At 46.0% G+C, this 24,452-nt stretch carries 20 protein-coding genes; 13 read left to right on the top strand and 7 right to left on the bottom strand.

What is annotated here, in order from left to right:
* Positions 1-715: 715 nt before the first annotated feature.
* The 3 genes from Q6A92_RS04800 to Q6A92_RS04790 form a co-directional block, all read right to left on the bottom strand.
* Positions 716-1,369 (bottom strand): 3-oxoacid CoA-transferase subunit B, encoded by a 654-nt coding sequence (locus Q6A92_RS04800; protein WP_274401517.1) that lies wholly within the window; start codon positions 1,367-1,369, stop codon positions 716-718.
* A 15-nt stretch (positions 1,370-1,384) separates the two neighbouring features.
* Positions 1,385-2,080 carry a CoA transferase subunit A gene (locus Q6A92_RS04795; RefSeq protein ID WP_274401516.1) on the bottom strand — a complete coding sequence of 232 codons (696 nt, stop codon included), beginning with the start codon at positions 2,078-2,080 and terminating at the stop codon, positions 1,385-1,387.
* A 62-nt stretch (positions 2,081-2,142) separates the two neighbouring features.
* Positions 2,143-3,321, bottom strand: a complete 1,179-nt coding sequence (locus Q6A92_RS04790) for an acetyl-CoA C-acetyltransferase (RefSeq protein ID WP_274401515.1) — start codon at positions 3,319-3,321, stop codon at positions 2,143-2,145.
* 398 nt (positions 3,322-3,719) lie between these two features.
* Between Q6A92_RS04790 and Q6A92_RS04785 the strand changes: the two genes are divergently transcribed.
* The 8 genes from Q6A92_RS04785 (at position 3,720) to Q6A92_RS04750 (ending at position 11,475) form a co-directional block, all read left to right on the top strand.
* Positions 3,720-4,088, top strand: a complete 369-nt coding sequence (locus Q6A92_RS04785) for a TetR/AcrR family transcriptional regulator (protein ID WP_332237231.1) — start codon at positions 3,720-3,722, stop codon at positions 4,086-4,088.
* Between the two features lie 233 nt (positions 4,089-4,321).
* Complete coding sequence (locus Q6A92_RS04780) at positions 4,322-4,537, top strand: hypothetical protein (RefSeq protein ID WP_332237230.1); 216 nt, start codon at positions 4,322-4,324, stop codon at positions 4,535-4,537.
* Between the two features lie 255 nt (positions 4,538-4,792).
* Positions 4,793-5,023 carry a helix-turn-helix domain-containing protein gene (locus Q6A92_RS04775; RefSeq protein WP_332237229.1) on the top strand — a complete coding sequence of 77 codons (231 nt, stop codon included), beginning with the start codon at positions 4,793-4,795 and terminating at the stop codon, positions 5,021-5,023.
* Positions 5,024-5,029: 6 nt separating this feature from the next.
* Positions 5,030-5,206, top strand: a complete 177-nt coding sequence (locus tag Q6A92_RS04770; protein ID WP_332237228.1) for an antitoxin VbhA family protein — start codon at positions 5,030-5,032, stop codon at positions 5,204-5,206.
* A 440-nt stretch (positions 5,207-5,646) separates the two neighbouring features.
* A complete protein-coding gene (locus tag Q6A92_RS04765; protein ID WP_332237227.1) occupies positions 5,647-7,398 on the top strand; it encodes an ABC transporter ATP-binding protein in 1,752 nt (583 codons plus the stop codon).
* Positions 7,391-9,316 carry an ABC transporter ATP-binding protein gene (locus tag Q6A92_RS04760; protein WP_332237226.1) on the top strand — a complete coding sequence of 642 codons (1,926 nt, stop codon included), beginning with the start codon at positions 7,391-7,393 and terminating at the stop codon, positions 9,314-9,316. The genes Q6A92_RS04765 and Q6A92_RS04760 overlap by 8 nt, the downstream gene beginning before the upstream one ends.
* 884 nt (positions 9,317-10,200) lie before the next feature.
* Positions 10,201-10,812, top strand: a complete 612-nt coding sequence (locus Q6A92_RS04755) for a TetR/AcrR family transcriptional regulator (protein ID WP_274401495.1) — start codon at positions 10,201-10,203, stop codon at positions 10,810-10,812.
* Between the two features lie 90 nt (positions 10,813-10,902).
* Positions 10,903-11,475: a DMT family transporter gene (locus Q6A92_RS04750; protein WP_332237225.1), complete on the top strand. Its 573-nt coding sequence runs from the start codon at positions 10,903-10,905 to the stop codon at positions 11,473-11,475.
* Positions 11,476-12,703: 1,228 nt separating this feature from the next.
* Here Q6A92_RS04750 and Q6A92_RS04740 read toward each other — a convergent pair.
* A complete protein-coding gene (locus Q6A92_RS04740; RefSeq protein WP_332237224.1) occupies positions 12,704-13,156 on the bottom strand; it encodes a hypothetical protein in 453 nt (150 codons plus the stop codon).
* A complete protein-coding gene (locus tag Q6A92_RS04735) occupies positions 13,123-14,586 on the bottom strand; it encodes a YhgE/Pip domain-containing protein (RefSeq protein WP_332237223.1) in 1,464 nt (487 codons plus the stop codon). The genes Q6A92_RS04740 and Q6A92_RS04735 overlap by 34 nt, the downstream gene beginning before the upstream one ends.
* A gap of 269 nt (positions 14,587-14,855) precedes the next feature.
* On the opposite strand from Q6A92_RS04735, the gene Q6A92_RS04730 reads away from it, so the two are divergent.
* From Q6A92_RS04730 to Q6A92_RS04710, 5 genes are all read left to right on the top strand, one after another.
* Positions 14,856-15,437 (top strand): TetR/AcrR family transcriptional regulator, encoded by a 582-nt coding sequence (locus Q6A92_RS04730; RefSeq protein WP_274401492.1) that lies wholly within the window; start codon positions 14,856-14,858, stop codon positions 15,435-15,437.
* 731 nt (positions 15,438-16,168) lie between these two features.
* Complete coding sequence (locus Q6A92_RS04725; protein WP_332237222.1) at positions 16,169-16,489, top strand: hypothetical protein; 321 nt, start codon at positions 16,169-16,171, stop codon at positions 16,487-16,489.
* Between the two features lie 187 nt (positions 16,490-16,676).
* Positions 16,677-18,143 carry a hypothetical protein gene (locus tag Q6A92_RS04720; RefSeq protein WP_332237221.1) on the top strand — a complete coding sequence of 489 codons (1,467 nt, stop codon included), beginning with the start codon at positions 16,677-16,679 and terminating at the stop codon, positions 18,141-18,143.
* A gap of 683 nt (positions 18,144-18,826) precedes the next feature.
* Positions 18,827-20,479, top strand: coding sequence for an AMP-binding protein (locus tag Q6A92_RS04715; RefSeq protein WP_332237220.1), 1,653 nt, complete (start codon positions 18,827-18,829; stop codon positions 20,477-20,479).
* 410 nt (positions 20,480-20,889) lie between these two features.
* A complete protein-coding gene (locus Q6A92_RS04710) occupies positions 20,890-21,534 on the top strand; it encodes a hypothetical protein (RefSeq protein ID WP_332237219.1) in 645 nt (214 codons plus the stop codon).
* 672 nt (positions 21,535-22,206) lie between these two features.
* Here Q6A92_RS04710 and Q6A92_RS04705 read toward each other — a convergent pair.
* Together Q6A92_RS04705 and Q6A92_RS04700 are read right to left on the bottom strand one after the other, a co-directional pair.
* On the bottom strand, positions 22,207-24,126 hold the full coding sequence (locus Q6A92_RS04705) for a heavy metal translocating P-type ATPase (RefSeq protein ID WP_332237218.1): 1,920 nt from the start codon (positions 24,124-24,126) through the stop codon (positions 22,207-22,209).
* The gene (locus Q6A92_RS04700; RefSeq protein ID WP_274401485.1) at positions 24,089-24,451 is read right to left on the bottom strand and encodes an ArsR/SmtB family transcription factor; all 363 of its coding nucleotides are present in this window, start codon (positions 24,449-24,451) and stop codon (positions 24,089-24,091) included. Before Q6A92_RS04700 ends, Q6A92_RS04705 begins: the two co-directional genes overlap by 38 nt.
* Position 24,452 lies beyond the last annotated feature (1 nt).

Below are 24,452 nucleotides of genomic sequence, written 5' to 3'. Positions count from 1 at the left end.
TCATGCTTTTATTTTTTGTGTTACCCCCTTATCGGATAAGGCTTAAACACTGTTTTTGGTGTTTCAAGTTTTAGTTATAGAATAAAAAGCATTTAAATAGAGAGAAGACAAACATGAAGTTTGCTAAAAGAATAGATTGCAATAATAATTTAGCAAAAGTTTTTTTTGCTTTTTTCGTATAAATGATACGGACTCAACTGGTGATTTATCTTCTTTTTTTTCACTATCTTCCACCGGAAATGAGTGGCTAAGTGTGAAAGCCGGTTTTTTCTATGATTCGGGTTGGCTACCATCTCAGGTATTCAGCTATTATTTATCCCTTCCTGTATTTTCTCTTATTACAGAATCTGAGAATCGTTCGGAAGGTCATTTCAATAAGCAACCTCGAAAAAATAATCCCCGGTAAAGCCTGCTGCTTGGCATGAATAAAAGACCCATTTTCAGGGCCTTTAAATCTGAGAATATGACTTTAATGTTTACACATTAAGCATAATCAATGATTCCAGTTAAAACACCATGCTTTTGGATTTGACACACTGGATAGCCAATTGAGTAACGCACTTATCACAAAATAATTGGGACAGACTGTAAATGTTTTTACATAAAAGTGTGGCTTACTGTAATGAGAAGCTATTCATTACAGCAGCAACGGACGCTCCCAGGATTTATGTTAGAAAATGTCCGTCAGATGTTTTCGAGCTTTAACCGATCTTTTTTACTGGTTTAAAAGCAGGGCATCATCGACGATGTAATCTGCTTCTGTTTTGCTCCGAACCTCTTCAAGTGAGGTGCCTTCCTGGAGCTCCACCAGTTTCATACCTCCGCTTGTAAACTGGAAGACGGCAAGATCGGTAATAAGGCAATGGACAATCTGCCTGCCGGTGAGGGGAAGGGAGCACTCCTTCTTCACTTTGGGTTCACCATGTTTGTTCACATGATCCATAATTACGATAATCCGTTTTGCGCCCTGAACGAGATCCATTGCGCCGCCCATACCTTTGACCAGTTTCCCGGGAATCATCCAGTTGGCCAGATCTCCATTCTCTGAAACTTCCATTCCTCCAAGAATAGCGAGGTCAATATGTCCGCCCCGGATCATGGCAAAGGACTCGGCACTGTCAAAATAACAACCGCCTGGTTTAATGGTTACGGTTTCTTTTCCGGCATTGATTAAATCAGGATCCACTTCATCTTCCTTTGGATAGGCACCGATGCCAAGCAAGCCGTTTTCAGACTGGAGCATCACCTGAATTGAATCAGGAATCAAATCTGCGATTAAGGTCGGCATACCGATGCCAAGATTGACATACATGCCGTCTTTTATTTCCTTCAACGCCCGTTTCAGGATCAGCTGGCGGTTTTCTCGCATAGAAAGTCTCCTCTCTCAAGCTCGCGCAGTGACGAGCCGTTCGATTCTTTTTTGATAATGATTGCCGAGCAGAACATTCTGAACGTATACACCCGGTGTATGGATCTGATCGGGATCAAGCCTGCCCGGACCGACGAGTTCCTCGACTTCGGCAACAGTTATTTTTCCCGCGGCCGCAGCCAGCGGGTTAAAGTTCCGGGCTGTTTTTCTGTAGACGAGATTGCCAAGGGGGTCGGCCTTCCAAGCCTTTACAAGGGCATAATCACCAACAATGGCTTCTTCCAAGATATAGGTTCGACCGTTGAACGTCTGGTGTTCTTTACCCTTTGCTACATCCGTTCCTACGCCTGTTGCTGTATAGAAGGCGGGGATACCTGCTCCGCCCGCTCGGATCCGTTCGGCAAGTGTGCCTTGTGGAACCAGTTCCACCTCTATTTCCTCACGCAGGACCTGCTGCTCAAAAATCTTGTTTTCACCGATGTATGAGGCGATCATCTTCCTGATCTGTCTGTTTTCCAGTAAGAGACCCAGTCCCCAGTCATCCACTCCGCAGTTATTACTGACGATCGTCAGGTCTCGAACGCCTCTATCACGAAGCCCCTGGATCAGGTGTTCCGGAATGCCGCATAAACCAAAACCGCCGACAATCAATGTGTCTCCGTCTTTAATCCCACGGATCGCCTCTTTAATTGACGAAATGACTTTGTTCATTTTCTTCATCTCCATTCTTAAGGCCTGCAGAGAATACCTAGACAGCGCTTACATTTTGGCTGTCACGGCCTTCTGACAATTAATGCCGTTCCCTGGCCGCCGCCGATACAAAGCGAGGCAAGACCTTTTTTTGCACCGGTGCGTTTCATGTTGTAAAGAAGGGTCACCAGAATACGTGCTCCGGAAGCGCCGACAGGATGGCCGAGTGCGATCGCTCCGCCATTAATATTAATTCGGGTTGTATCAATTTTCAGATCATCCGCAACAGCTAGGGACTGTGCGGCAAAAGCTTCGTTAATTTCAAATAGATCAATATCTCCGATGGTCATGTTTGCTTTATTTAAAGCCTTTCGCGAGGCGGGAACAGGACCATAGCCCATGATTTTTGGATCAAGGGCGGTGCTGGCGTATGACTTGACGGTGGCTAAAATGTCAAGATCCATTGATTCCGCTTTCTCCCGGGACATGAGAACAATCATCGCTGCCCCATCGTTGATTCCGGATGAATTGCCTGCCGTGACTGTGCCTTTTTCTTTAAAAACAGGACGGAGCTTGCTCAGCTTATCAAGGGTCATACCGTGACGCGGATGTTCGTCCTGACTGATTATGGTCTTTTTTCGCTTGACCACAAATTCCACAGGAGCTATCTCCTCATCGAAATACTCCAAAAGCTGAGCTCTTTCCGCCTTTTTCTGGCTGTTCAGAGCAAACTCATCCTGTCGTTCGCGGCTGATTTCCCATCGTTCGGCGATATTTTCGGCGGTGACCCCCATATGGTACTGATTGAAAACATCAATCAATGCATCAGTGAGCATTCCATCGACAACTTTTGCATCGCCCATTTTCTTTCCCCAGCGAAAATTGTGAAGCAGGAAAGGAGCCAGGCTCATGTTCTCCGTGCCCCCGGCCAGGATCACATCTGCATCGCCAAGTGCAATCATTTGACTGGCTAAAATCACCGTTTTCAGCCCGGAACCGCAGACCATATTCACAGTGAATGCCGGAACCGACTCCGGGATGCCGGCATAAATGCTAATCTGCCTTGCGACATTCTGCCCCAGTCCGCTAGACAATACATTACCGATCACGACCTCGTCAATCAGATCCGCAGAGATATTGGCACGTCTGATCGCTTCCTTTGCAGCTGTAACCCCGAGACTGACAGCAGGAACTGCGGACAGACTCCCGCCAAAAGAGCCGATGGGTGTTCGTGCCGCCCCAACAATAGCGACCTCTCTCATTGAAATTCCTCCTTTTTCTGAAGAGCGACAGCGGATTGCTTCAAGGATGCTTTAAAAAATATTACGGAACAACTGAAAAAAGCGTGAAAAAAGACAGCAGGCAAGCAAGAAATGATTCAAGATCGTTCACCTGATGTCACAAACCTGGTGGTAATTCATTGTGATCCACATGTTCAATTTTCCGGAATGAAGATAAACCCATACAATAGAAAAATACAAGGTTAATATATTTTAATTCACTCGAAATTAGAATGATTAAAAATTATTTTTGAAATCCAAAGAACCGAAGAAACATGTCATCGCCGAAATTTTTTCGTTTTACAACAGCTTGACGAGGATTATCCGATCGGTAATTGTTTATTTATCAATCAATAATTTATTGTAGAGGGAGATAGCCCATGAGCCGTCCGAAAAAGGGGGACCGCAAAGAAGAGATCATCGAGGCCGGTCTGGAAGTTTTTGCGCAGAGGGGATATTATCAAACGACAACCGCGCTCATCGCGGAGATGGCGGGCATTTCTCAGCCGTATGTGTTTAAATTTTTTAAGACAAAAGAAGTCCTGTTCGAAACGGCGCTGAACAGGGCCTACGAACGGATTAACCGATCCTTTCAAAACGTGGAAGCCGATCCGGATCATCTGATCGAAGCGATGATCGCTGCTTACGAAAGCCTGTCGGATTCCCGCCCGTATGAAGTCGCTCTGCAAGTCATCGGCCTGTCCGTGCCCGATGCTGCGATAAGGGCCGTGACGCGGCAGGCCTGCTGAGGATTCGGGAAAATGTACTCAGCCGATTTCGGGAAGCCGGAATCAAAAACGCCGAACAGGAGGTCATCCGGTTTATGGCCGGGGGTACCGGGGGTATCCTCTGCAACCTTTCCTTTTTCCTTGAATTGCCGGAATTGATGGGGAAATAAACAACGGAGAATAAGAGAGGAGGGCCATTCTTTTGGCACGTTATGTTATTGATTGATCACTAAATATAAGGGGGAGATCTACGAATGAAAAGAGCTATTCCGCTGCATACGCGGATGATCGCATTGATCGGGCTCTTCGATCCGTTCATGCGGGAAATCACGGAAATCATGTATCTCACGAAAGAAGGTTCTATCTTAAACGGAGAAAAATATCGGAAACGGGTCGGACCGATCGTCAGGACATCTTTCCGGCAGGGACTGGCGCAAACACTGCGTGCCTATAAGGCCGAAGATCAGTAACGGAAGGCAGATCAGCATCTATAGAGGCAAATCCTACCCGCCGTTTGAAAATATGACCGACAGAAAAATCTTTACCCAAGGAAAACAACTGGCACACAAATCCATATGAATTATGGTATATTTATTATTTGTAGGAGTTCCTATTACTACCAACAGAACGGTTAAATAGGTACTTCCTTTTTGCTGATTGTCAAGTAGCAAATATTAAGAGCATAATTGGGATATAGAAAAGAGAACTATAAAGGATGAACATTATTGGAACACTTACAAAATGATTTGGTTAAAGTTAACGTTCAGCCATGTCTCAGAGAGGCGATGGCCGATGCGCATATATCTCAAAAAGAGTTATCCGGAAGAACAGGTATTTCTGCCAGTAGTTTATCCAGGTTTGACAGTCAGTCCAGCCATAAAGATGATCATTTATTTCTGATTGCGGAGGCCCTGAGTATACCGGTTACTGCTCTGTTTAAGATTCAGAAAGAGTGATCTAAAGTGAAAAGAATCAAAGATGATCAAATGATGCATGCTATTCAGTCAGCAAAGCATTCTCCTTCTCTCGAAGGGTTTATTGTGACCGCAGCAGCAGAAGCCGACGCTCGTCGAGTGCTGCAGGGGAAGATGAGTATGAATGAACCTGTGAATAACGTTAAGTCGGAAAGCAATGTATAATGGGTCCATCTGTTGTAATCCGGAGAGTAACGGGCTGATTAACAACCTGGATATTCATGGTCAGGGGCAATTGGATAAAATAGGCATGGATAGATTTATTGGCGGCCTCGCCGATAATGCAGATGCAGATCAAAATGTCTACCGGAAAGATATCAAGGATATTTTATCACTGCCCGCTCCACTGCATCAAAGGTGCTCAGACTGATGGGAACAGAAGGGCCTGATCCAAAGACAGTCAGACACCCACGAAGCGCGCCTGAAAAAGCGCGGAAAATCGGAGGACTTATGAGACTGATGCGGAAAGGATGCAGGCCTTTATCAGCGATTTACTGATGAAAAAGTAAATGCGTTGTATTCTTCTATTCAAAGAATGAAAGAAAATATAGCAAATATTAAGCCTGTTCTTTGATAAGGATCAGGCAGACCGCAGGGGGTCGTTTATGATTAAAAAACTCTTATCCAGTATACGGGAATACAAAAAAGATACTATCCTCACCCCGGTATATGTAACATTTGAAGCATTTTTTGAAATTGTTATTCCCACGCTGATGGCCTATCTGATCGATTACGGCATCATTAAGAAAAATATGTCCAATGTTTTATGGATAGGGCTTGCCCTTGTTATCACGGCGATGATTTCGCTGCTGGTCGGCGCTCTCGCAGGACGCAGCGCGGCAACTGCTTCTTCTGGCTATGCAAAGAATCTGCGCCGGGATATGTTCTATAACGTGCAAAAGTTTTCGTTTTCTAATATCGATAAATTTTCGACAGGCAGCATCATCACACGATTGACCACCGACGTTACCAATGTGCAAATGGCGTACCAGATGCTGATCCGCCTTGGGACACGTGCTCCGGTGATGATTGTGTTCGCATTGATCTTCTCTTTTCGTATCGATGTCCATTTATCACTGATTTTTCTTGCAACCATCCCGGTGCTCGGCATCGGCCTGTGGCTGATTATGTCGCACGTACATCCAATCTTCGTGCGGGTTTTCAATACCTATGACCGACTGAACAATGTCGTGCAGGAAAACCTGCTTGGCATCCGGGTGGTCAAATCGTATATCCGGGAGGATTATGAAGAACAGAAGTTTGCGGGCATTTCCCAAACAATCTTTCGGGATTTTTCCAAGGCAGAAAAAAGACTGGCATTCAATATGCCGCTCATGCAGTTCTGCCTTTACGCCAGCATGCTTTTACTTTCCTGGTTCGGCGCAAAAGAGATTGTTGCCAGCGGCAACAATCCGGCTTACGGGCTTTCTGCCGGCGATTTGACGGGCCTCATCACCTATGCGATGCAGATACTCATGAGCCTGATGATGCTTTCGATGGTATTTGTCATGATCATTATTTCCCGCGCGTCGGCCGAGCGCATTGTGGCAATTCTGAATGAGGAAAGCGACCTGAAAAACGGGGAACATCCGGTAACCACGGTAAAGGACGGTTCGATCACTTTTGAAAATGTCACTTTTACATATGCCAGAAAGGCCGACAAGCCGGTTCTTGATGGAATCAGCCTCTTTATCACATCCGGTGAAACGGTCGGCATCCTCGGCGGGACCGGCTCCTCGAAGTCGAGCCTTGTCCAACTGATTCCCCGCCTTTATGATGTCGTGCGCGGAAGGGTAACGGTCGGCGGTGTCGACGTACGGGATTATGATATTGAATCGCTTCGCAATCAGGTAGCGATGGTGCTGCAGAAGAATGTACTCTTTTCCGGAACGATCAAAGAAAATCTCCGCTGGGGTGATGAAAACGTGACGGATGAGGAAATGATTCATGCATGCGAGCTTGCCCAGGCCGACGGGTTTATCCGCGAGTTCCCGGATCAGTACGACACCTATATCGAGCAGGGCGGCACCAATGTGTCCGGCGGCCAGAAGCAGCGGCTCTGCATTGCACGGGCGTTGCTGAAGAAGCCCAAAATTCTGATCCTTGATGATTCCACCAGCGCTGTGGACACCAAGACTGATGGAATGATCCGCCAGGCGTTTAAGAATGATATCCCGGATACGACGAAGATCATTATTGCCCAGCGCGTTGCGTCCGTGCAGGACGCCGACAGGATCATCGTGCTCGACGACGGAAAAATCAACGCAGTCGGCACACACGACGAACTGCTTAAGACCTGTGCTATTTACAGGGAAATTTACGAGTCGCAGAATGAAGGGGGCGTTCTCCATGAATAAGATACCGCCGAAAGGAAATTCAGGCGGCAAGTCGCCGGTGCAACGCTTCAAACCTGGCACCATCAAAAGACTGTTTTCCTATATGGCTGCTTATAAAATCCAGCTGATTTTCGTTGTCATCTGTATCTTGATTAGCGCGGCGGCAAACGCGGCATCCGCTTTGTTCCTTCAAACCCTGATCGACAAGTATATCATTCCACTGTTAGGGCAGGTGCATCCCGTATTCATAGGACTGTTCAAGGCGATTCTTCTGATGGGGCTCATCTATATCATCGGAGTGCTTGCCACTTTATTCTACAACAGGGTCATGGTTGTCATCGAGCAGGGTACGCTCAAAAAAGTCCGCGACGAAATGTTCACGCACATGCAGACCTTGCCGATCCGGTACTTCGATACGCATACACACGGAGACGTGATGAGCCGCTATACTAATGATACCGATACGCTGCGCCAGGCTATCTCCCAAAGTTTGCCGCAGATGTTTTCGTCTCTTGTTACAGTGATGGCTTCGTTCTTTGCCATGCTTTATCTCAGCGTCAGCCTAACCGTTTTCGTCGCTCTGTTTGCCTTTGTTCTGCTGAAGGTGATCAAGGCACTGGTGGGCAGAAGCGGGATATTTTTTATGAAGCAGCAGCAATCTCTGGGTGGCGTGGATGGCTATATTGAAGAAATGATCAACGGTCAGAAGGTCATAAAAGTTTTTTGCCACGAGGAAAAGGTCGAGGAAGAGTTTGATAAAAAGAATGATGATCTCTGCTTCAGCTCGACCGAGGCAAACAAGTACGGCAATATCACGATGCCGGTTGTTGGCAATATGGGGTATCTGCTTTATGTGCTTCTTGCCATTATCGGAGGCGCGGCCGGCATTGCGGGTATTCCCAACCTGAGTTTTACCGGCGTCCATGCCCTGACAATCGGCACGATCGTCTCTTTCCTTACCCTGTCCCGCAGCTTTATTAACCCAATCGGCCAGATTTCCATGCAGTTCAACATGGTGGTTATGGCGCTCGCCGGAGCGTCCAGAATCTTTGACTTAATGGATGAAGAAAGCGAACAGGACAGTGGATATGTTATGCTCGTCAATACGAAAATGGAAAATGGCGAAATCAGGGAATGCAAGGAACGGACGGATACATGGGCGTGGAAACATCCGCACAGTAACGGCACGGTAACCTATACTCCATTGCAGGGTGAAATTCGCTTTTTTGATGTGGACTTTGGCTACGTGGAAAACAAAAATGTTCTGCATAACATCACGCTTTACGCCGAACCCGGCCAGAAGGTGGCGCTCGTCGGTGCAACCGGCGCCGGAAAAACGACGATTACCAACTTGATCAACCGTTTCTACGATATTGCCGACGGAAAAATCCGATATGATGGCATCAACATCAATAAGATAAAAAAGGCCGATCTGAGGCGGTCGCTTGGCGTTGTCCTTCAGGATGTGAACTTGTTCACGGGAACGGTCATGGACAATATCCGCTACGGCAAGCTGGATGCGACGGATGAAGAATGTACCATGGCCGCAAAACTTGCGAACGCCGACGGGTTCATCCGCATGCTCCCGCAAGGCTATGATACCTTGCTGGAAGGGGACGGCAGCGGCCTTTCGCAGGGGCAGCGGCAGCTGATTTCAATAGCCCGCGCTGCCGTAGCAGATCCGCCCGTCATGATTCTTGACGAGGCCACTTCCTCAATTGATACCCGGACCGAAGCCATTGTGCAGAAGGGTATGGACGCACTGATGAAGGGCAGGACGGTGTTTGTCATCGCCCACCGGCTATCCACCGTGCAGAACGCCGATGTTATTATGGTGCTTGAGCATGGGCGCATCATCGAACGCGGCAGCCATGGGCAGCTCATTGAGCAAAAGGGCAAATACTATCAGCTCTATACCGGCGCGTTTGAACTGGAGTGAACGACATCCGTTCTGCGTGGAAAGACAGCAGAAAATAATAACGCGGACTCTTCCCCGACCCGCGAAAGGCCGAGAAAAATGAAATTTAGAGTGGGTCTATCTAGTCAAGTGAAGCAGTGGACATTCATCCCGTCAATGAATAAACGGAGATTTTGGTCACTACTTCACCAAAACAGCAGATCGTTCAAATGCCGATTGACGCATCTGCATTTTCCATTCCGCGGGAACATGCAATGGGGCCATGTGTATTGATGTGCTGGAAAGCGGTGCGAACCCGAATGAAGTCTATCTGAATCACACATTTGAGACCAGATACCCAAACTCTTACAAGTGGGTCTGTCCAGGTGGCGGTCTAATCATTCGCTCAACTTGTTTATTCTAATAATTATAAAGACTGTACCCATGATTTTTAAATCAGTTGTTTATAAACTGTTGCGATTATTGGTGGAAAATACTTTGAAATGAACAGTAGACGAATAAATACTGTGTATTAGAAATCCACAATGATATAATACGCGGGGTCCGGTCTCCCAATTGTTTGCTGAAAAGAAGATGGTTTCGTCAGTCTCATCCCCTTTCTGCCGTGAAAGAGCGTGAGCGACGGCTTTTTTACCCCCTTTCGTACTAAGTCCCGACACGAGAGGGCTGACAGTTGCATGACTGGCTAAAAAAATCTTTTTGGAAACCAAAAAAACAGACGAACAGGCTGTTGCGGCTGTTCCTGTGTTTTGGGATGATTGTATTGAATTTTAAAAACATTGAGTTTCTTATGGGACCATGATATGATAAAAATAGATTTTTGTCAATAAGAAACCTCCAGTTTTTATAATTTTTACGATAGAGGTCCCTTTAATTTAATTGTTGAGGCTCGGGGGGAATAAAAGATGGACGAACAAAAGAAAGGGAGGCGCCGCCGCGGACAAGTTCTGGAAGAGGCGATCCTGCAGGCCGCGTGGGAGGAACTCTCCAAAACCGGCTATACGCAAATGACGATGGAGAGCGTCGCGACGCGGGCGAGGACAAATAAATCCGTCCTTTATCGCCGCTGGCCCGATAAGTCTGAGCTTGTGATGGCCGCCCTGCGCAAATATTATTTTCCAAAGATTACAAATGAGATCCCCAATACCGGGAACCTGCGCGATGATGTGTATGCCTATCTGCATGCGCGTGTCGCACCGCTGAAAACAATCGGCTCGGAGACGATCCGGGGGCTAATTATGGAACCGGCGGTGTGGCGCAGGATCATCGCATCCATGCCGAAAATATACGAGCGGAAATCAGAGAGCAAACAAATAGCAGCTATGGCAGCGATTTTGAAAAACGCGGAACTTCGCGGAGAAATCCGCCTTGAAAAGCTGACGCCCCGGATCATCTCATTGCCGTTGGATCTGCTGCAGCACGAGCTGATTACAAGGCTGGGACCCGTATCCGACAAAGCCATAGCAGAGATTGTAGACAACATTTTTATACCGCTTATACATGCAACACAGCAATAGCAGAATCTTTCATGAATGATGGGGGAAAAAGGTAAAAGAATCACAGCTTTTGGTCTTATAACATGAACAATCAAATCATAGGTGTGGCCATTGTGGACTTGGAAAGCTGACGCAAGGGAACGGCCGCACACGGCAACAATTCTGGGATTGATTATATCGTTGATCGGTGTGCTGCTGGTTCTTACCCATGGAGATCTTTTTCGTGTGTTTGCGATTGATTACAATGTCGGGGATCTCTTCATGCTTATGGTGATCATTTCATGGACCTTTTATACACTGCTCAGCAATAGAATCAAAGGTTTACCCCCGATCGGGGCAACTGCTGTTACCGTGGCCCTCAGTTTGCTGCTGATGCTGCCATTTTTCATTTATTCAAATTTCAACTGGTCCTTTACCCCTGCAACAACATTTGGAATTCTTTATCTGGCACTTTTCCCTTCTGTGGGTTCGCTGTTATTCTGGAATATTGGCGTACCCGTAGTGGGATCAGGCCACGCAGGCATCTTTCTGAATCTGATTACGGTTTTTACCGCAATCATCAGTATTTTATTAGGGAATGGTATTAATCTTTTTCAAATTATCGGCGGGATAGTGGTCATTTTCGGCGTCTACTTAACCAATAAAAAATTTGTTCAAAAGTCTGTTAATGATGAAATGAACTGATATCTTAAACAATATGTAATCATTCATTATAATTTATTATGTTTAGAAGGGGTACGGTAATGAGCTTAGGATAAGCAATTTTACATGGAGTTATTGATCTTCATGTGCATACATTCCCTGATGTTGTTTCAAGAAGAAATACTGATTTGGAATTGTCACGTATATAGGAACTAATAGGCTTTTTTGATTTTCTAGTGAATTTAATCCATAGATCATAGAGAATTTAAGAAAAAAGAACACGAGTCCTGCTGACGGTAGCATGGTTTGTGCCGATTCGAAATAGACTCTATTGTCCCGGCTGATGCGTAACGAAAAAGATCTTGACTGGACAGAAAAGCTGTTTACTGAGAGCTAAAATCCATATTTATCAGAGCTTGAGCCATCGTGAGGAAAGAACATTTTTGCCATTAAATTTATAGAGTGCAATGACTCCATAAGTCAACAATTATGATTATGATTCTGAACAGCGAATGACAATGCTATAAAAAATACGGGTTTAAGCAATCATCAGTAAACAGCTTTATTTGTATTTATCGAGAATCCAATAAGTCAAAATGAAATTGATTCCGGATGTCAGTGGTCGGGCGCTAAAAGATTTTACCCATACGTCACTGAAGTCCGGGGCTGATCATCCACAGTGATAGATACAGCTCGTATTAATCTCTGGCAAGTGAAGAGTCTGCTGTTAAAGGCATCAAGTTTGATCGAAGAAAAACCCGGATCACCGGCACTGGCTGCACACGATTATTTTCAATGCCCGGGCCTTTATCGCCGGCATCCTTCGTGGATGAATTCTGTTATCGGTTCAATCGTCGGCACTTCAAAGGAGAGTTGTTTAATCGCCTTTTGTCCTGCTGTACGACCATAGAAACGAACTTATAATGAGCTAACGGTATAATTAGATCAAATAAAAAGGGAACATCTGATTCTTTTCATGTGAAATGCAAGGTTGAGCGAAGCGGAACCATAGGAAAGAACGATGTCCTTTTTATTAAGCTGCTTCTCTTTTCGAATTGTTTCTGCTTTGTACAGCACCTGTCAGACTCTTGATGTTTCAGACAACGACAGTTTAGTTATCAGCAATCTTTGTATGGAATCAACTGTGCACTCTTTGTCTCCGATCAAGTGCCCATACTTCTCATCCTGTCGGATTTGCATCGTTTAATTTCCTGACGACTTTGATCTTCTATTCCGGCAGAAAAGCCGATCTCGCGATGCTCATATGACATCATGATTCTCGGCATCCTTCACTTTGCAGGTCGTCTTCGATCCCGATGAAACTTCGATGCAGCCCAAGTTGGAAACGCAGTAACATCGCCAGGTTAAATCCTACTACTAAAGCGATCATGATCCAGACATCGCTGATAATGGCTTGATGTGTTGAGATGAGGCTGCGCAAGGCGTCGATAAGATAGGTCATCGGCAGGCAGATATTAAGCGATCTGGCAAAGCTGTTGAGTAAGTAGGTCGGGTAAAGACCGCCAGAGGCAGCCAGCTGGATCACGAGAACAATAGAGACCAGCCAGGTTCCAAAACCCCCAAGCAGCAGTCTCAGGAGGAAAATCAGTGACAAGAACAGCCATGAACCAAGTAACAGGATCAGGAAAAAGGCAGCGGGGTCGGCAACGTGCAGGTGAGTGCCCTGGGTTAAAGACCAGTAGAGCAGGGCCGTTTGGAGCAAGCCGACTGATCCGACAATTGAGGCCTTGCTTGCCCACCAGGTAATGCGCGGTGTGGTTTGCGGCGCGGCAGGAAAGCCTCATACATTGTGCCCAGCGCGATGCCGCCGACGTACAGGCCCATTGCGATAGCAAAAGGAGCCATCCCGGTTCCATTATTGGGGATCTTAGCAATATCACTGGTGACTTCCCGGACAGGATTGGCTAAGGCGGCAGCATTGCGTTCTTGAGTATGGAGCACTTGAAGCTTTTCAACGCCGGTGTTCAAACTGGAAGCCAATGTCTGACTGCCGCTTAACAACTGGTTCGTGCCTTGGAGCAAGCTTGCAGTACCTGAATTTAATTTGCCGGCACCGGCCTGGATCATGGGCAGATTTTGTCGGACAGCAGCGAGTCGGCTGCCGATACGCTGATTCGCAGTTGCTAAGGTGCCGACTCCCTGGGCATAAACGTTCATACTGGCCGTCACTTTCTGTTCTCCGTTCAGTAAGGTCCGGGTACCATCACTACTTGCAGCACTGCCGGCCAGGTCTTTAACGAGAGCCGACGTTTCAGCTTGAATTTGTACCGGACTATTTGTTCCTGAGCTGAGCTGTTTTTTGATATCTTGTACCAGTTGTGTAAGCTTCGCGGCTCCGGCGGTTAATTGCGATGATTTCTGTGTGAGCTGCGTCAGGCCGGCTTCAATTTGTTGCAGGCCGCCGGTGAGTGCAACTGTGTTGCTGGTCAATTTGGCAAAGCCGGAGCTCATGGCCTGGTTGCCAGTGACAAGCTTGCTGTTCCCGCTGATCAGTTGATTGATGCCGCTGCTCATCGAGCTGCTGCCCGTGCCCATTTGAGTCTCGCCATGGATCAATTGCTGTGCCCCGTTTGCGAGCTGCTGCCCACCAGCAGCGGCTTTTTTCATACCGGAAGCGGCACTGTTCAGTGCATGGAGTACAGTCGTTGCATAAAGTCTAGTGACTTGAGCCGATACTTTTGCTTTGATTGCGGTCGCGACGCCGCCCGTCATCTTGGAAACGACGAAGCTTTGACCGGAATTGAAACGGAAGTACAGATTCATCTTCTGAGGACTTGCACTCATGATCGTGGCCGCTTTCTTTGAGAAATCCTCAGGAATCGTCAGAATCATATAGTACTTCCCGGCCTTCAACCGCTCCTCGGCAACTTTTTCTGAGATGCGATGAAAACTCAGTATATCCGACTTCACCAAACTGGCTGTTAGATCGTGGCCAATATTGATACGCTTGCCGCGGTAGGTAACCGCTTTGTCATGATTCACAATAGCCACGGGGAGGTGATCCATCTTGCCATAGGTATCCCACATTGAAGAAAGATAGATGAAGCAGTAGATCGCAGGGATCAGGGCAATCGCAATCAGAACAACGAACACCTTGTGTCGGACAAGGTATTTCCATTCACTCGCCAACATTTGATTACCTTCTTTCAAATTAACACTTTGTTCATTGATGATATTAGCTGCTCGATCTAAACCTGGCAATACACAATTTCGACCCGAATGTTAAGCTGAATACGTGCTTTTTCAGGTTTTATTCGATATTTATCATGTATGTTCCGCTTTCTTCCGCTACACAAAATCAGCAGAAGTGTTCATTGTAATTTTTTTAAATTTGTTGTTGAATGGTTATGAAATTGACGGTCTGTTAATTGGAGGCGAGCCCCATCGAAACGAACACAAAGATGTTAGAGACGGAGATCAAAATTCAAAAAGCCTTTATTAAGTTGGTTCATGAAAACGGCTTTGACAAACTTAACGTCCAGCAGCTTGCGAAGGCTGCAGGGATCAGCAGGGGTACCTTTTATCTGCACTATGTCGACAAGTATGATCTTTTAGCCCATTACGAAGATGATATCGTGGCCAATATTAGCGGGATTTTCCGGCGTTATCCGAAGCCGGCTTCCGATGCCGAAGCGGGGGAATTAAATCAGAACAACAATGCGTTTTACCAGTTGTTCAGGTATCTGTATCGACAGCGGGATTTGGCTGCACTGTTGTTGAATGAACATGCGGCAGCGATTGACGGCAAGGTGAAACACTTGATCGGCGAAGTGCTGCTGCAGACGGACTCGAGTTTTCATGGAAAGGCGGTGAATTTCTCAGCCGGCTTTGCGAAGGAAATCGTAATACAGGGAATCATTGATATTATCATTTATTGGTTGAACCAAAAAACGGTTTTGCCGCCGGAAGAAGCGTATCAAATCTTTCTGCAAAGCCGGTCATTGACCCCACAGCAACTCATAGCGGTTATTGCACGAAGCTAAAGAGGGAGTCCCTTGAAAATAAATCACAGTCTGGGCAAACAGTATGAGTGTCTGCGCGTCAATTAAGGAACTGCCGTATGCGGGGAACCGCAGGTACGATGGCGTGAGAAGTCGGCAGCGTTAGCTGACTCCTGCTCGATTATTTATAGAAGGGGCAAGTGCCTCTGTTTATTTCATAAATCATAAACACTGGGCTAGAAAGTACTGGAAACCGGGCAGCCAAGATGTATGATATCATCATGATGGTGTGAATGTAATTAATTTCACGGGATACCCATACCCATCCTCGGCCTGGTGACATTCATTTGTATTTGGAAAAAATTAAATATTTTTAAATTTATCCGATAATACAAGTAAAGATAGATTAAAAAAGTGAGGAAGCAAGTAAATTGATATAAGCTGTCCAGCATCTAGCGGAAAAAGAAATGAAGAAAAAAAGTCCGAATCCATGCCGGTTGCAGGACAGCGGAGTAAATAAAATTCATCTAACGAATTCAGTCATTGATTTTCTTACACCTTATAATGGAACGAACTATTCTTATGATCCTCAGGTGAAGCAAGCCGAGTTTCAATGGCTATATTTTCTGATATTTTTGATGCTCCCGGTGAACCAAAAATTTTTTTATTACTATTGAATTTGTTGATGAAAATAATAATCCTGTGCATTTTTCAAATTAAGTTTCAGCAACCGGGGCAGTCTGTTATTCCTTTTGAAGTAGAAGATTTATCGGATGTTTGGTCTGTTCCCATTTACCCAACTCTTAATATTGAAGCAGCTGATGGAAGTAATCGGCCGACATTCAGTCATTGGACAATCCTATCACCTCAGTGGCCTAAGCCGGACGGCCTTTCTGTGGGAGCTGGACCACAGCTTGAGAACAGAATCAAATTTAAGTTTTATGATTATACCTGATGACGCGATCACGCCTGTTGCCTATGATGAGGCCGCAGCTGCCGGCGGAAATTTTTCTTCATGGTTTTGGAACGGTTCATTAGATCCCGCTGATAGGTATCTTGTAATGGTCGGTGTGGCTGATTCGGAAAATAGTTGATCTGACTGGCAGACTCCATGTGTTGAAGATGATCTAAAGGTTCTGTTTTTAATATTCAACATGCCGCTGTCACGATCGGCGTCAATGGGCAGGCCGTTTATAGTACACGTGTATATGCCCATGCCATGGCTTATCGGACCCCTATAACACAGCAATCGTTTCGATAAATTTATGGAGATGAAGAAGAATGGAAATTCGTCCATTACAAACATTCCTTGCCGTGACCCGGCCGCAGGGACAGGCGTCAGGAAGCGTATCGGCACCGGCCGCAGATCAAAAGGCCCAATCCATTAAAGTTGATACGTCAACGATCTGGCTGATGCCCGGGTCTCCGGAAGACTATACGGAGGAGGAAAAACTTAAGCTTTACAACAAGGCGGGAGTTAAACAGGTCTTGTATGTCAGGCTCGTCAATCCCTACGACTGGCAGCCGGATTATCATTCCGTATTGGAAAAGGGATTAGATCCGCAGGCCTATCCGCAGAAAATTACCGATAATCAGTCCGTTGTGCCGGCGGGCGGAGAGACGATGGCTGACGAGACGAAGCAGCTTGTCAGCGAACAGGACGCCCAATCGGCAAACCTGGCGACGCCGATTGCGGACAGTTTGAACATCAGCCTGTTTGCCCCTTCGTCATCCGGAAACTTAACTATTCTCAGCGCTGATGATGCACTAACAACGGACTGGAATTTAACCAACGATAATCCGAATCTTCTGGCCGAAGCCGTAGTAGCCTATGATAAAACGCAGACAGAAATTGAGCAGACTTATTCCGATCAGGCCATCACTCAACGTGCGGCGGCAACAGGCATCACGAATCTGACTGCCTATGAACAAACTCAGGATCAGGCTCGTGATGCTGAAAAGTCGGCTGCTGAGCAGAAGTTTGAGAATGAAGTGGAGGCGGGCATCGGGTCTTATGTGACGGATTTATATCAATTTTTTGATCCTTCGCAGACGAATGCAGGGGGAGGATTCGACTTCAGAGCGGAACAGCTCATTGAAAACTCGACCTTTCAGCAAACTCAGGATGATATGGCTAATTTAACGCTTGAATTGAATAAATTATACGCACAATATAAGCAGACAAATTCCGTTGACTACTCAAAAGAGAGCGTCGGAGAAGTTGCCGCTCAGTTTAACGCTGCTGTCCTAAATCAGGCACAGACCACAGTGGATATCTCCGGAACTGATTTTACCTATAAGGATTTATATGTGTCTCACTCAGTCCTGCGGGCGATAGGAAACAATGATCAGTCTCTATCCGACCCTTTCCCGGCAGCGCTTGGTCAGTCGGGCATAAATTATCTGGCCCAAAATGAGATGACATCCGGGGCGGCGGCAATGCTGAAAAAAGGGTATGCTGCCTCGCTTGATCAAGCGATCACGCAGCTGAACGATCTTGTTTATGGTGAAGATCAACCTAGTACGCCGGATCGGGCTTTTCAGATGCTCGGGAATCTTGACACGAGTTCTGCCGCCGCTTTTTCATCCGGTTTCAGTCAGGCTTTCTCTCAGCTTGAGGATGAGTATGCTTCCCTTGGAAACCTTAATCAGAGCGGGATCAACCATTCTAATGCGGCTCAAACAGAGCTCGGTAAGGTTCAGGATCTCTATAATGTCCTTCAAACTGTTTTCAATGAAGCCGGCTAATCAAAGAGGCCCTTTCTCTAAATGCGGATCATTCGATGCAATTGACCAGACTGTTGTAATGATCGTGGCCTCCGGATTCTTGGGAAGACGTTTGATCGGCTGAAGGTTAGTTGCACTTCCCCATCCGGAATGATTATCCGGCCATCATGAACGAATTCTATCCTCTTCTTTGCCGGTAACAGCATTTCTTCGTTTCAATCTGGAAACGTGAGAGGACCGGCGTGAACCGGAAGGGGTACCTCCATGGACACGCTGTAACCATCCTCTCTTATCATTCAATGCACACCTCAGCATGAGTAACTGAACTCATTTTATCTGAATTTTTCAACACAGTATGTGCGCGATAATCTTAGTAACATATTAAATATTGAAACTATCCGGGGAAAACAACGTACTTAGAAGAGACATTAAAAGCGAAAATTTATATGATTCATCCATGCTTTTTTTATCGCAGGAATTCTGCACAAATCACAATGAGCGGGTTTTGTGATTTCTTCAAAATCCAACGTGTTCGCTGTGATCAAGGGCAAGCGGACTGTGCGATTCATCCATCAACGCCCGCGTCAGTTTTTAGTCAGGCGCAGGTCTTTTTCTCAAGGAAAGCTACCGTATCTGGCTGAATAATTGTCTCAGGCAAAATTCCTGAACGACCATAAATGACCAACAGGCGGAGGAGCATTAATTTGAAAATAAAACGGTTGAACAAAGCTACACGGTATACTGATTTTCGGGAAATGATTTACGCGAGCGCAAAGAAGTTCAGGAAAAAGCATGCTTTTCAGATAAAGATTGGGAGCGGGAGCTACCGCTATGTGACTTATTCTCAATTTAAAGAGGATTACAGAGCGTTAGGCACGCATTTTCTCGATCTGGGCCTGCTTGATAAGCGAATCGCAGTTGTCGGAAAGAACAGCTATGCATGGGTGCTGCACTATGCCTGCGCTGCTACAGTCGGTGTGGCCGTTCCAATTGATCGCGAACTGTCGCCGGAAGATATGCGCCATTTTATTGTCAGTGCCGGCTGCACGGCGGTGTGTGCGGACAAAGAGATACTTGAACAATTAGAACCGCTGCTCAGCAGTGAATTATTGCTTTTGTCTTTGCAGGATGCTTTACGGCCCGTGCCTGCGGACGATACACGAATTGACACCGTTCCGATTGCTGAGGATGAAATGAGTGTGCTGATTTTCACTTCCGGCACCGCCGGAAAACCAAAAGGTGTGTGCCTTTCTCAAAAGAATATTTGCTCGAATATCTTTTCGACCTCGCAGATCGTGAAGATCACGCCCCGCGACAAAACCCTTTCGATCCTGCCGCTTTGTCATACGTACGAATGCACATTGGATTGTTTGCTTATTTTATCGCGCGGAGCCTGCATTGCTTACGCAGACAGCCTGAATGCGATACGCCGCAACATTCTTGAATACAGGCCAACCGTTCTCGTCGTCGTTCCCGCACTGCTTCAGCTTTTAGACAAGCGGATTCAAGCGGCTATTTCAAAAAATGGTCCGGCGAAGTACCAATCAAAATTCAAAACATCTTCAATCTCAAAGGCGCTTCGAGATTTGTCCGGGTTTGTAAGAATGATTATTCGCCGAAAAGTGAAGAAATCGCTCGGGGGCAAAATTCATACGTGCATTGTCGGCGGAGCCGATCTCTCCCCTGCTGTGGTAGAGGATTTTCTGGCGCTTGGCATACGGGCTTTGCAAGGCTATGGGCTCACTGAATCTGCTCCTCTTCTGGCGGGAAACAATGATTTTTATTTCAATGCCCAATCGGCCGGCGTTGCTATTCCCGGCGTCGAATTGATAATAGACAGCCCCGATGGAGCCGGTGTCGGCGAAATTCTTGCCAAGGGAGACAATATCATGCTTGGATACTATAATGATCCGGATGCCACGGCCGACACTTTCCGCAACGGTTATTTCCGGACAGGTGATTTGGGATTCATTGACAGGGACGGGGCTTTGTATATCAAAGGGCGCATGAAGAATGTGATCGTAACAGCTAACGGCAACAACATTTATCCGGAGGAATTAGAAGCGCGGCTTCTGGAAAAGGAGACGATCGGCGAAGCCCTTATTCTTCCCGGAAATGATCGCAATGGAGATACCTGCGTGAAGGCTAAAATTTTTCCTAATTTAGACTGCATGACCCAAATAATAGGTCATCTGCCCGCAAAAGAAGAAATACAAGCTATGGTAAAATCAATTGTTGATGAAGTGAACAACAAAATGCCGGATTATAAACACATCCGTGTGTTTGAAATTCTGGAAAAAGAATTTGAAAAAACAACGACGAGGAAAATCAGACGATGTGGTATGAATCTCGCCTGATTGCATCCGGCAAACGAAAAGAATTCCATTAGCCGATCGAAGGATGTCGTATTCAAAACATGTGAAGGTCGGCAGCCGGCTCAGACAATCGAAGTCAACCAAAACTGTGAAACCTTGATTGAAAGATATGGCCAACCTTCAGAATAACGATGCTTCGTAATCCCCAAACCCGTTTCATTTCGAAACGGGTTATTTTTACCCCCCTAGAAAACATATAGACTAACATCCTGCATAAAAAACTTCAGCCGATCCTTCCCTGTATATAAAAATTTATGATTTAAAATGACTAAAATCCGCCCTCCGTCATATCAGGATAATAGATCTTTGTCATATAATATAAACCCCGGATTTTTTATTGTTTCTTTCTTAATAATTTTTATAAACCATTCTATGAAAGGAAGGACCGTGTAATGCGATCAGACACGGATCTCGTCGGAACTGTCCAAATTAAACCTGAATTTACAATCATCATTCAATCCATTTTCAATGACACGCCTTTCCATACATCAAAATTTCATTTGAAACGTTTTAAGCAGCCCAAATTTCGACCGTTTTCCAATCTGTTAAAAAAAGAAAAAGGCCCTTGTCTGCTCGAAAATACAACCGGGGAAAATAGCTGCCTGAGCGGCGATCTCTGGCACTTTGAAGCGGAACTGACCGATTATGACGACGAGATCAATTCATTTCTCACCGTCATCGAGACCTTCTGCAGCAAACTCCACTGTGTCACTCAAGAAATAAAATTTACATACACGCCTTTCGTCCGCCTGACCGACAGCGCGGGTAACCTGATCAGCTATGTCATAAGAAACCCGGACGACTTCAATCCCGATCACGGCTGTGACGACGGTGAAAACGATCCTGAGTACATGAGAAACAAACTTTTCATTCATTATGTCAATGACTTCGAAACACTGTTTGCCCCGGATCGGCAGGAAGAAAACAGCGGCAGCAATTTGATCCGAATAGTGAACGAAAAACATCGGCGCTTTTTAGATGACCTTCAGAAAATCAAAGACGGCAATAGCAATGTTTTAAGAAAAGAGGCCAGATAATGGGGAAAAGCCCTTTCTCACTCCGAACTGATCGAGTTGAATCATATTAAAATGTAAGCATGACAATTATTTATGGATCCCGGAAGGAGTTAAATCTGCCAAAAAGAAGGTTCATTTGTCTATGCGAAAAGACCGCATCGTTTGCTGCGGCAAACCGATGAGAGTTCTCAGCATTTTTGATCCCAATACCGGTGAGTCATCAATTATTTATGATCTGTGACCATTGCCATCAATCTATTGAAATTAAAGAAAAAAATGATATAAAGAGTGCTCATTAAGGGGGGTGCTCTTTTTCGTATGCTGTGTCCCTGATGTTCGGGACACTTTAATGGGGAAGGGAGTTAAATCTCTGTAACTTTTTATTGATAATTACGCTATGGGTAAATACCCTTGTTAAGAGAAAAACAAAACGGCAACACTGATGGCTTATGAACCTTTGGTAAATTTAGATTGAACCGCCGCTTGATAAATTGTCCGACTCTTTCAGGAATCAGTATCACTGTATTCGTTCTTGTGAAATCATTATAGTTCGCAAGTAGGCAGGCAATGTTTACTGGTTTGTAGGAAATGGGCTCCCTGTTGCATAGCAAAGCCCGGCATTAGCCGGGCTCACACATATCGGATCTTAAACTATCTTTAGAACAAGAGCGCACGGTGACATGTTGTGAATGTTCACTTGCTTTTGCCTGGAATCAACCTGGCAGAATTTAGAATAAAGATGGACTCACTGACAACATGGATAACGGCTGCGATAATCGGTGTTAGGATCCCAAAGGCTGCAAGGAACATGCCGATCACGTCTACGGCCAGAGTGCCTGTAAAATTAAACTTCACGATGCGGCGCGAGCGATGAGCAAGAGCAATGAGTGCTTGTACATCGGTCAGTTTCGAACTGACAAGAACCACTTTTGAGGAATCACGGGCAATGTCTGTACCACTTCCCATAGCGATACCGACGTCCGCATGCGCCAATGAGGGGGCATCATTGACGCCGTCGCCTACCATGGCGACATGATGACCCGCCCGGCGCACTGAATCGATCACTGCCAGCTTTTCTTCTGGCATGAGTTCAGCATGGACCTCGTCAATATGAAGCGCGTCGGCAATTGCTTTGGCAGTCGTCTTTCTATCGCCAGTAAGCATGATAACACGCAGGCCCAAGTGTTTAAGTCCGGCAATGCTTTCGACAGCTGTGTCACGTACCGAATCTGCTAAGAGGATTTTACCAATAAATTGACCGTCCAGGGAGACATATACAATGCTGGCGATAGCATCTTCTGGTTGATTTTTCGTTCCTTCATTCTCCATGAAGGACTTGCCGCCAATATGTGCTGAACTGCCGATTTTTACGGTATGACCATTAATTAGGGTTGTTAACCCTTGCCCAGGCTCGTTTTTGAATGAGTCTGGCTGGCTGAGAACTTCGCCTTTTTGATTGGCAGCCGTTACAATGACTTTGCCAAGGGGGTGTTCGGAATGCCATTCAGCGCTGGCGGCAGTTGCCAGCAGTTCGCTTTCACTGATGCCGGGAACGGGTTGCAAGGCAGCGACCTTTGGAGTACCGCGTGTCAACGTACCGGTCTTATCGAAGATGATCGTATCTATATGAGAAAGAGCTTCCATGTACGCCCCCCCTTTAACAAACGCGCCATTGCGGGCAGCTCTTGCAATTGAAGCAAGCATAGCCAGTGGAGTACCGGCTGCAACGCCGCACGCGCCGGCAACAATAATGACATCAATGGCGCTGTACAGATTTTTAGTAACGAACCACGTGATTACGGCACCGATGATAGCCGTGTACACTAGGAAGGCAGCAAATTTGTCGGCTAAACGTTGAACAGGCGCTTGGGTTGATTGAGCCTGACGCACTGCGGCGATGATTTGACCATATGAGGAATCCTCGCCGACTCGTTCCGTGCGCACCTCAAGCGCCCCATTCTCATTAACTGATCCGGCATATACATATGAACCTTTAGTCACATCCACTGGCATTGATTCTCCCGTGATCCGTGACTGATCTACGCTTGAAAAACCGGTTATAACTGTTCCGTCAATGGGTATCCGTTCCCCAGGTGAGATAATAACAGTCTGATTTAGTTGTACCTCACTAAGCGGAACTTCCTGAATCTTCTCGGTTTCGTCGGTTCTTTTCTTGATTCGCACGGTATCGGGCAGAAAAGTCATTAGATTAGTAAGGGCACTTCTTCCTTGGTCCATGCATAAGTCCTCAAGAATGTCTGCTGCCAAGACAAAGGTAGTGATGATGAGTGAAGTGACCCATTGTCCGATAACAGCTGCAGCGGCAATGGCAATGAACATTGAAAGATCCATACTCATTTTTTTATGACGAATGTCCTGCCAAGATTCCACGATGATTGGCCAGCAGCCGAAAAGAAGCCCTACGGCAGTGATTCCGACAATAACCCATATCTGGTAGGGAGCCAATGCCTCGGTTACGACCACAACTACTGCTAAAAATGCTGTAATTAAAGCTCGTGCAAGATCTCGGCGATTGATGCGTGACCAGATGCTTGGACTATTTAAAGTATCAACATCAGTTGTCGTTAATATGGTGTGTTGGCTTTTTGTCATTGATATGCTCCCCCTGAAAAATGGCTTGAGCGACGAGATTGTACGCGTGCTCGTTCATCAAGCTGTAATAGATAGTTGTTCCTTCACGGCGTGTGCGCACAAGTTTACTCAGACGCATCTTCGCTAAATGCTGTGAAATTGCAGTCTGGGATTTGCTTAATCTTTCGGCAATTTCGCCAACAGAGATTTCTCCCTCTTCCTTTAAAATTAGAATGATGCGGATACGCGTTGCATCAGCAAGTACAGAAAAAATGTTCACAGCCAGATCAACATAGAAATTGTTTTCATCATATATTCTAATATTCTTATCTTCATCCATGCGCATA

Source organism: Sporolactobacillus sp. KGMB 08714, from assembly GCF_036598985.1.
In the GTDB taxonomy this organism is placed as follows: Bacteria; Bacillota; Bacilli; order Bacillales; family Sporolactobacillaceae; genus Sporolactobacillus.
This window is presented reverse-complemented; position numbering and strand designations above follow the sequence as displayed.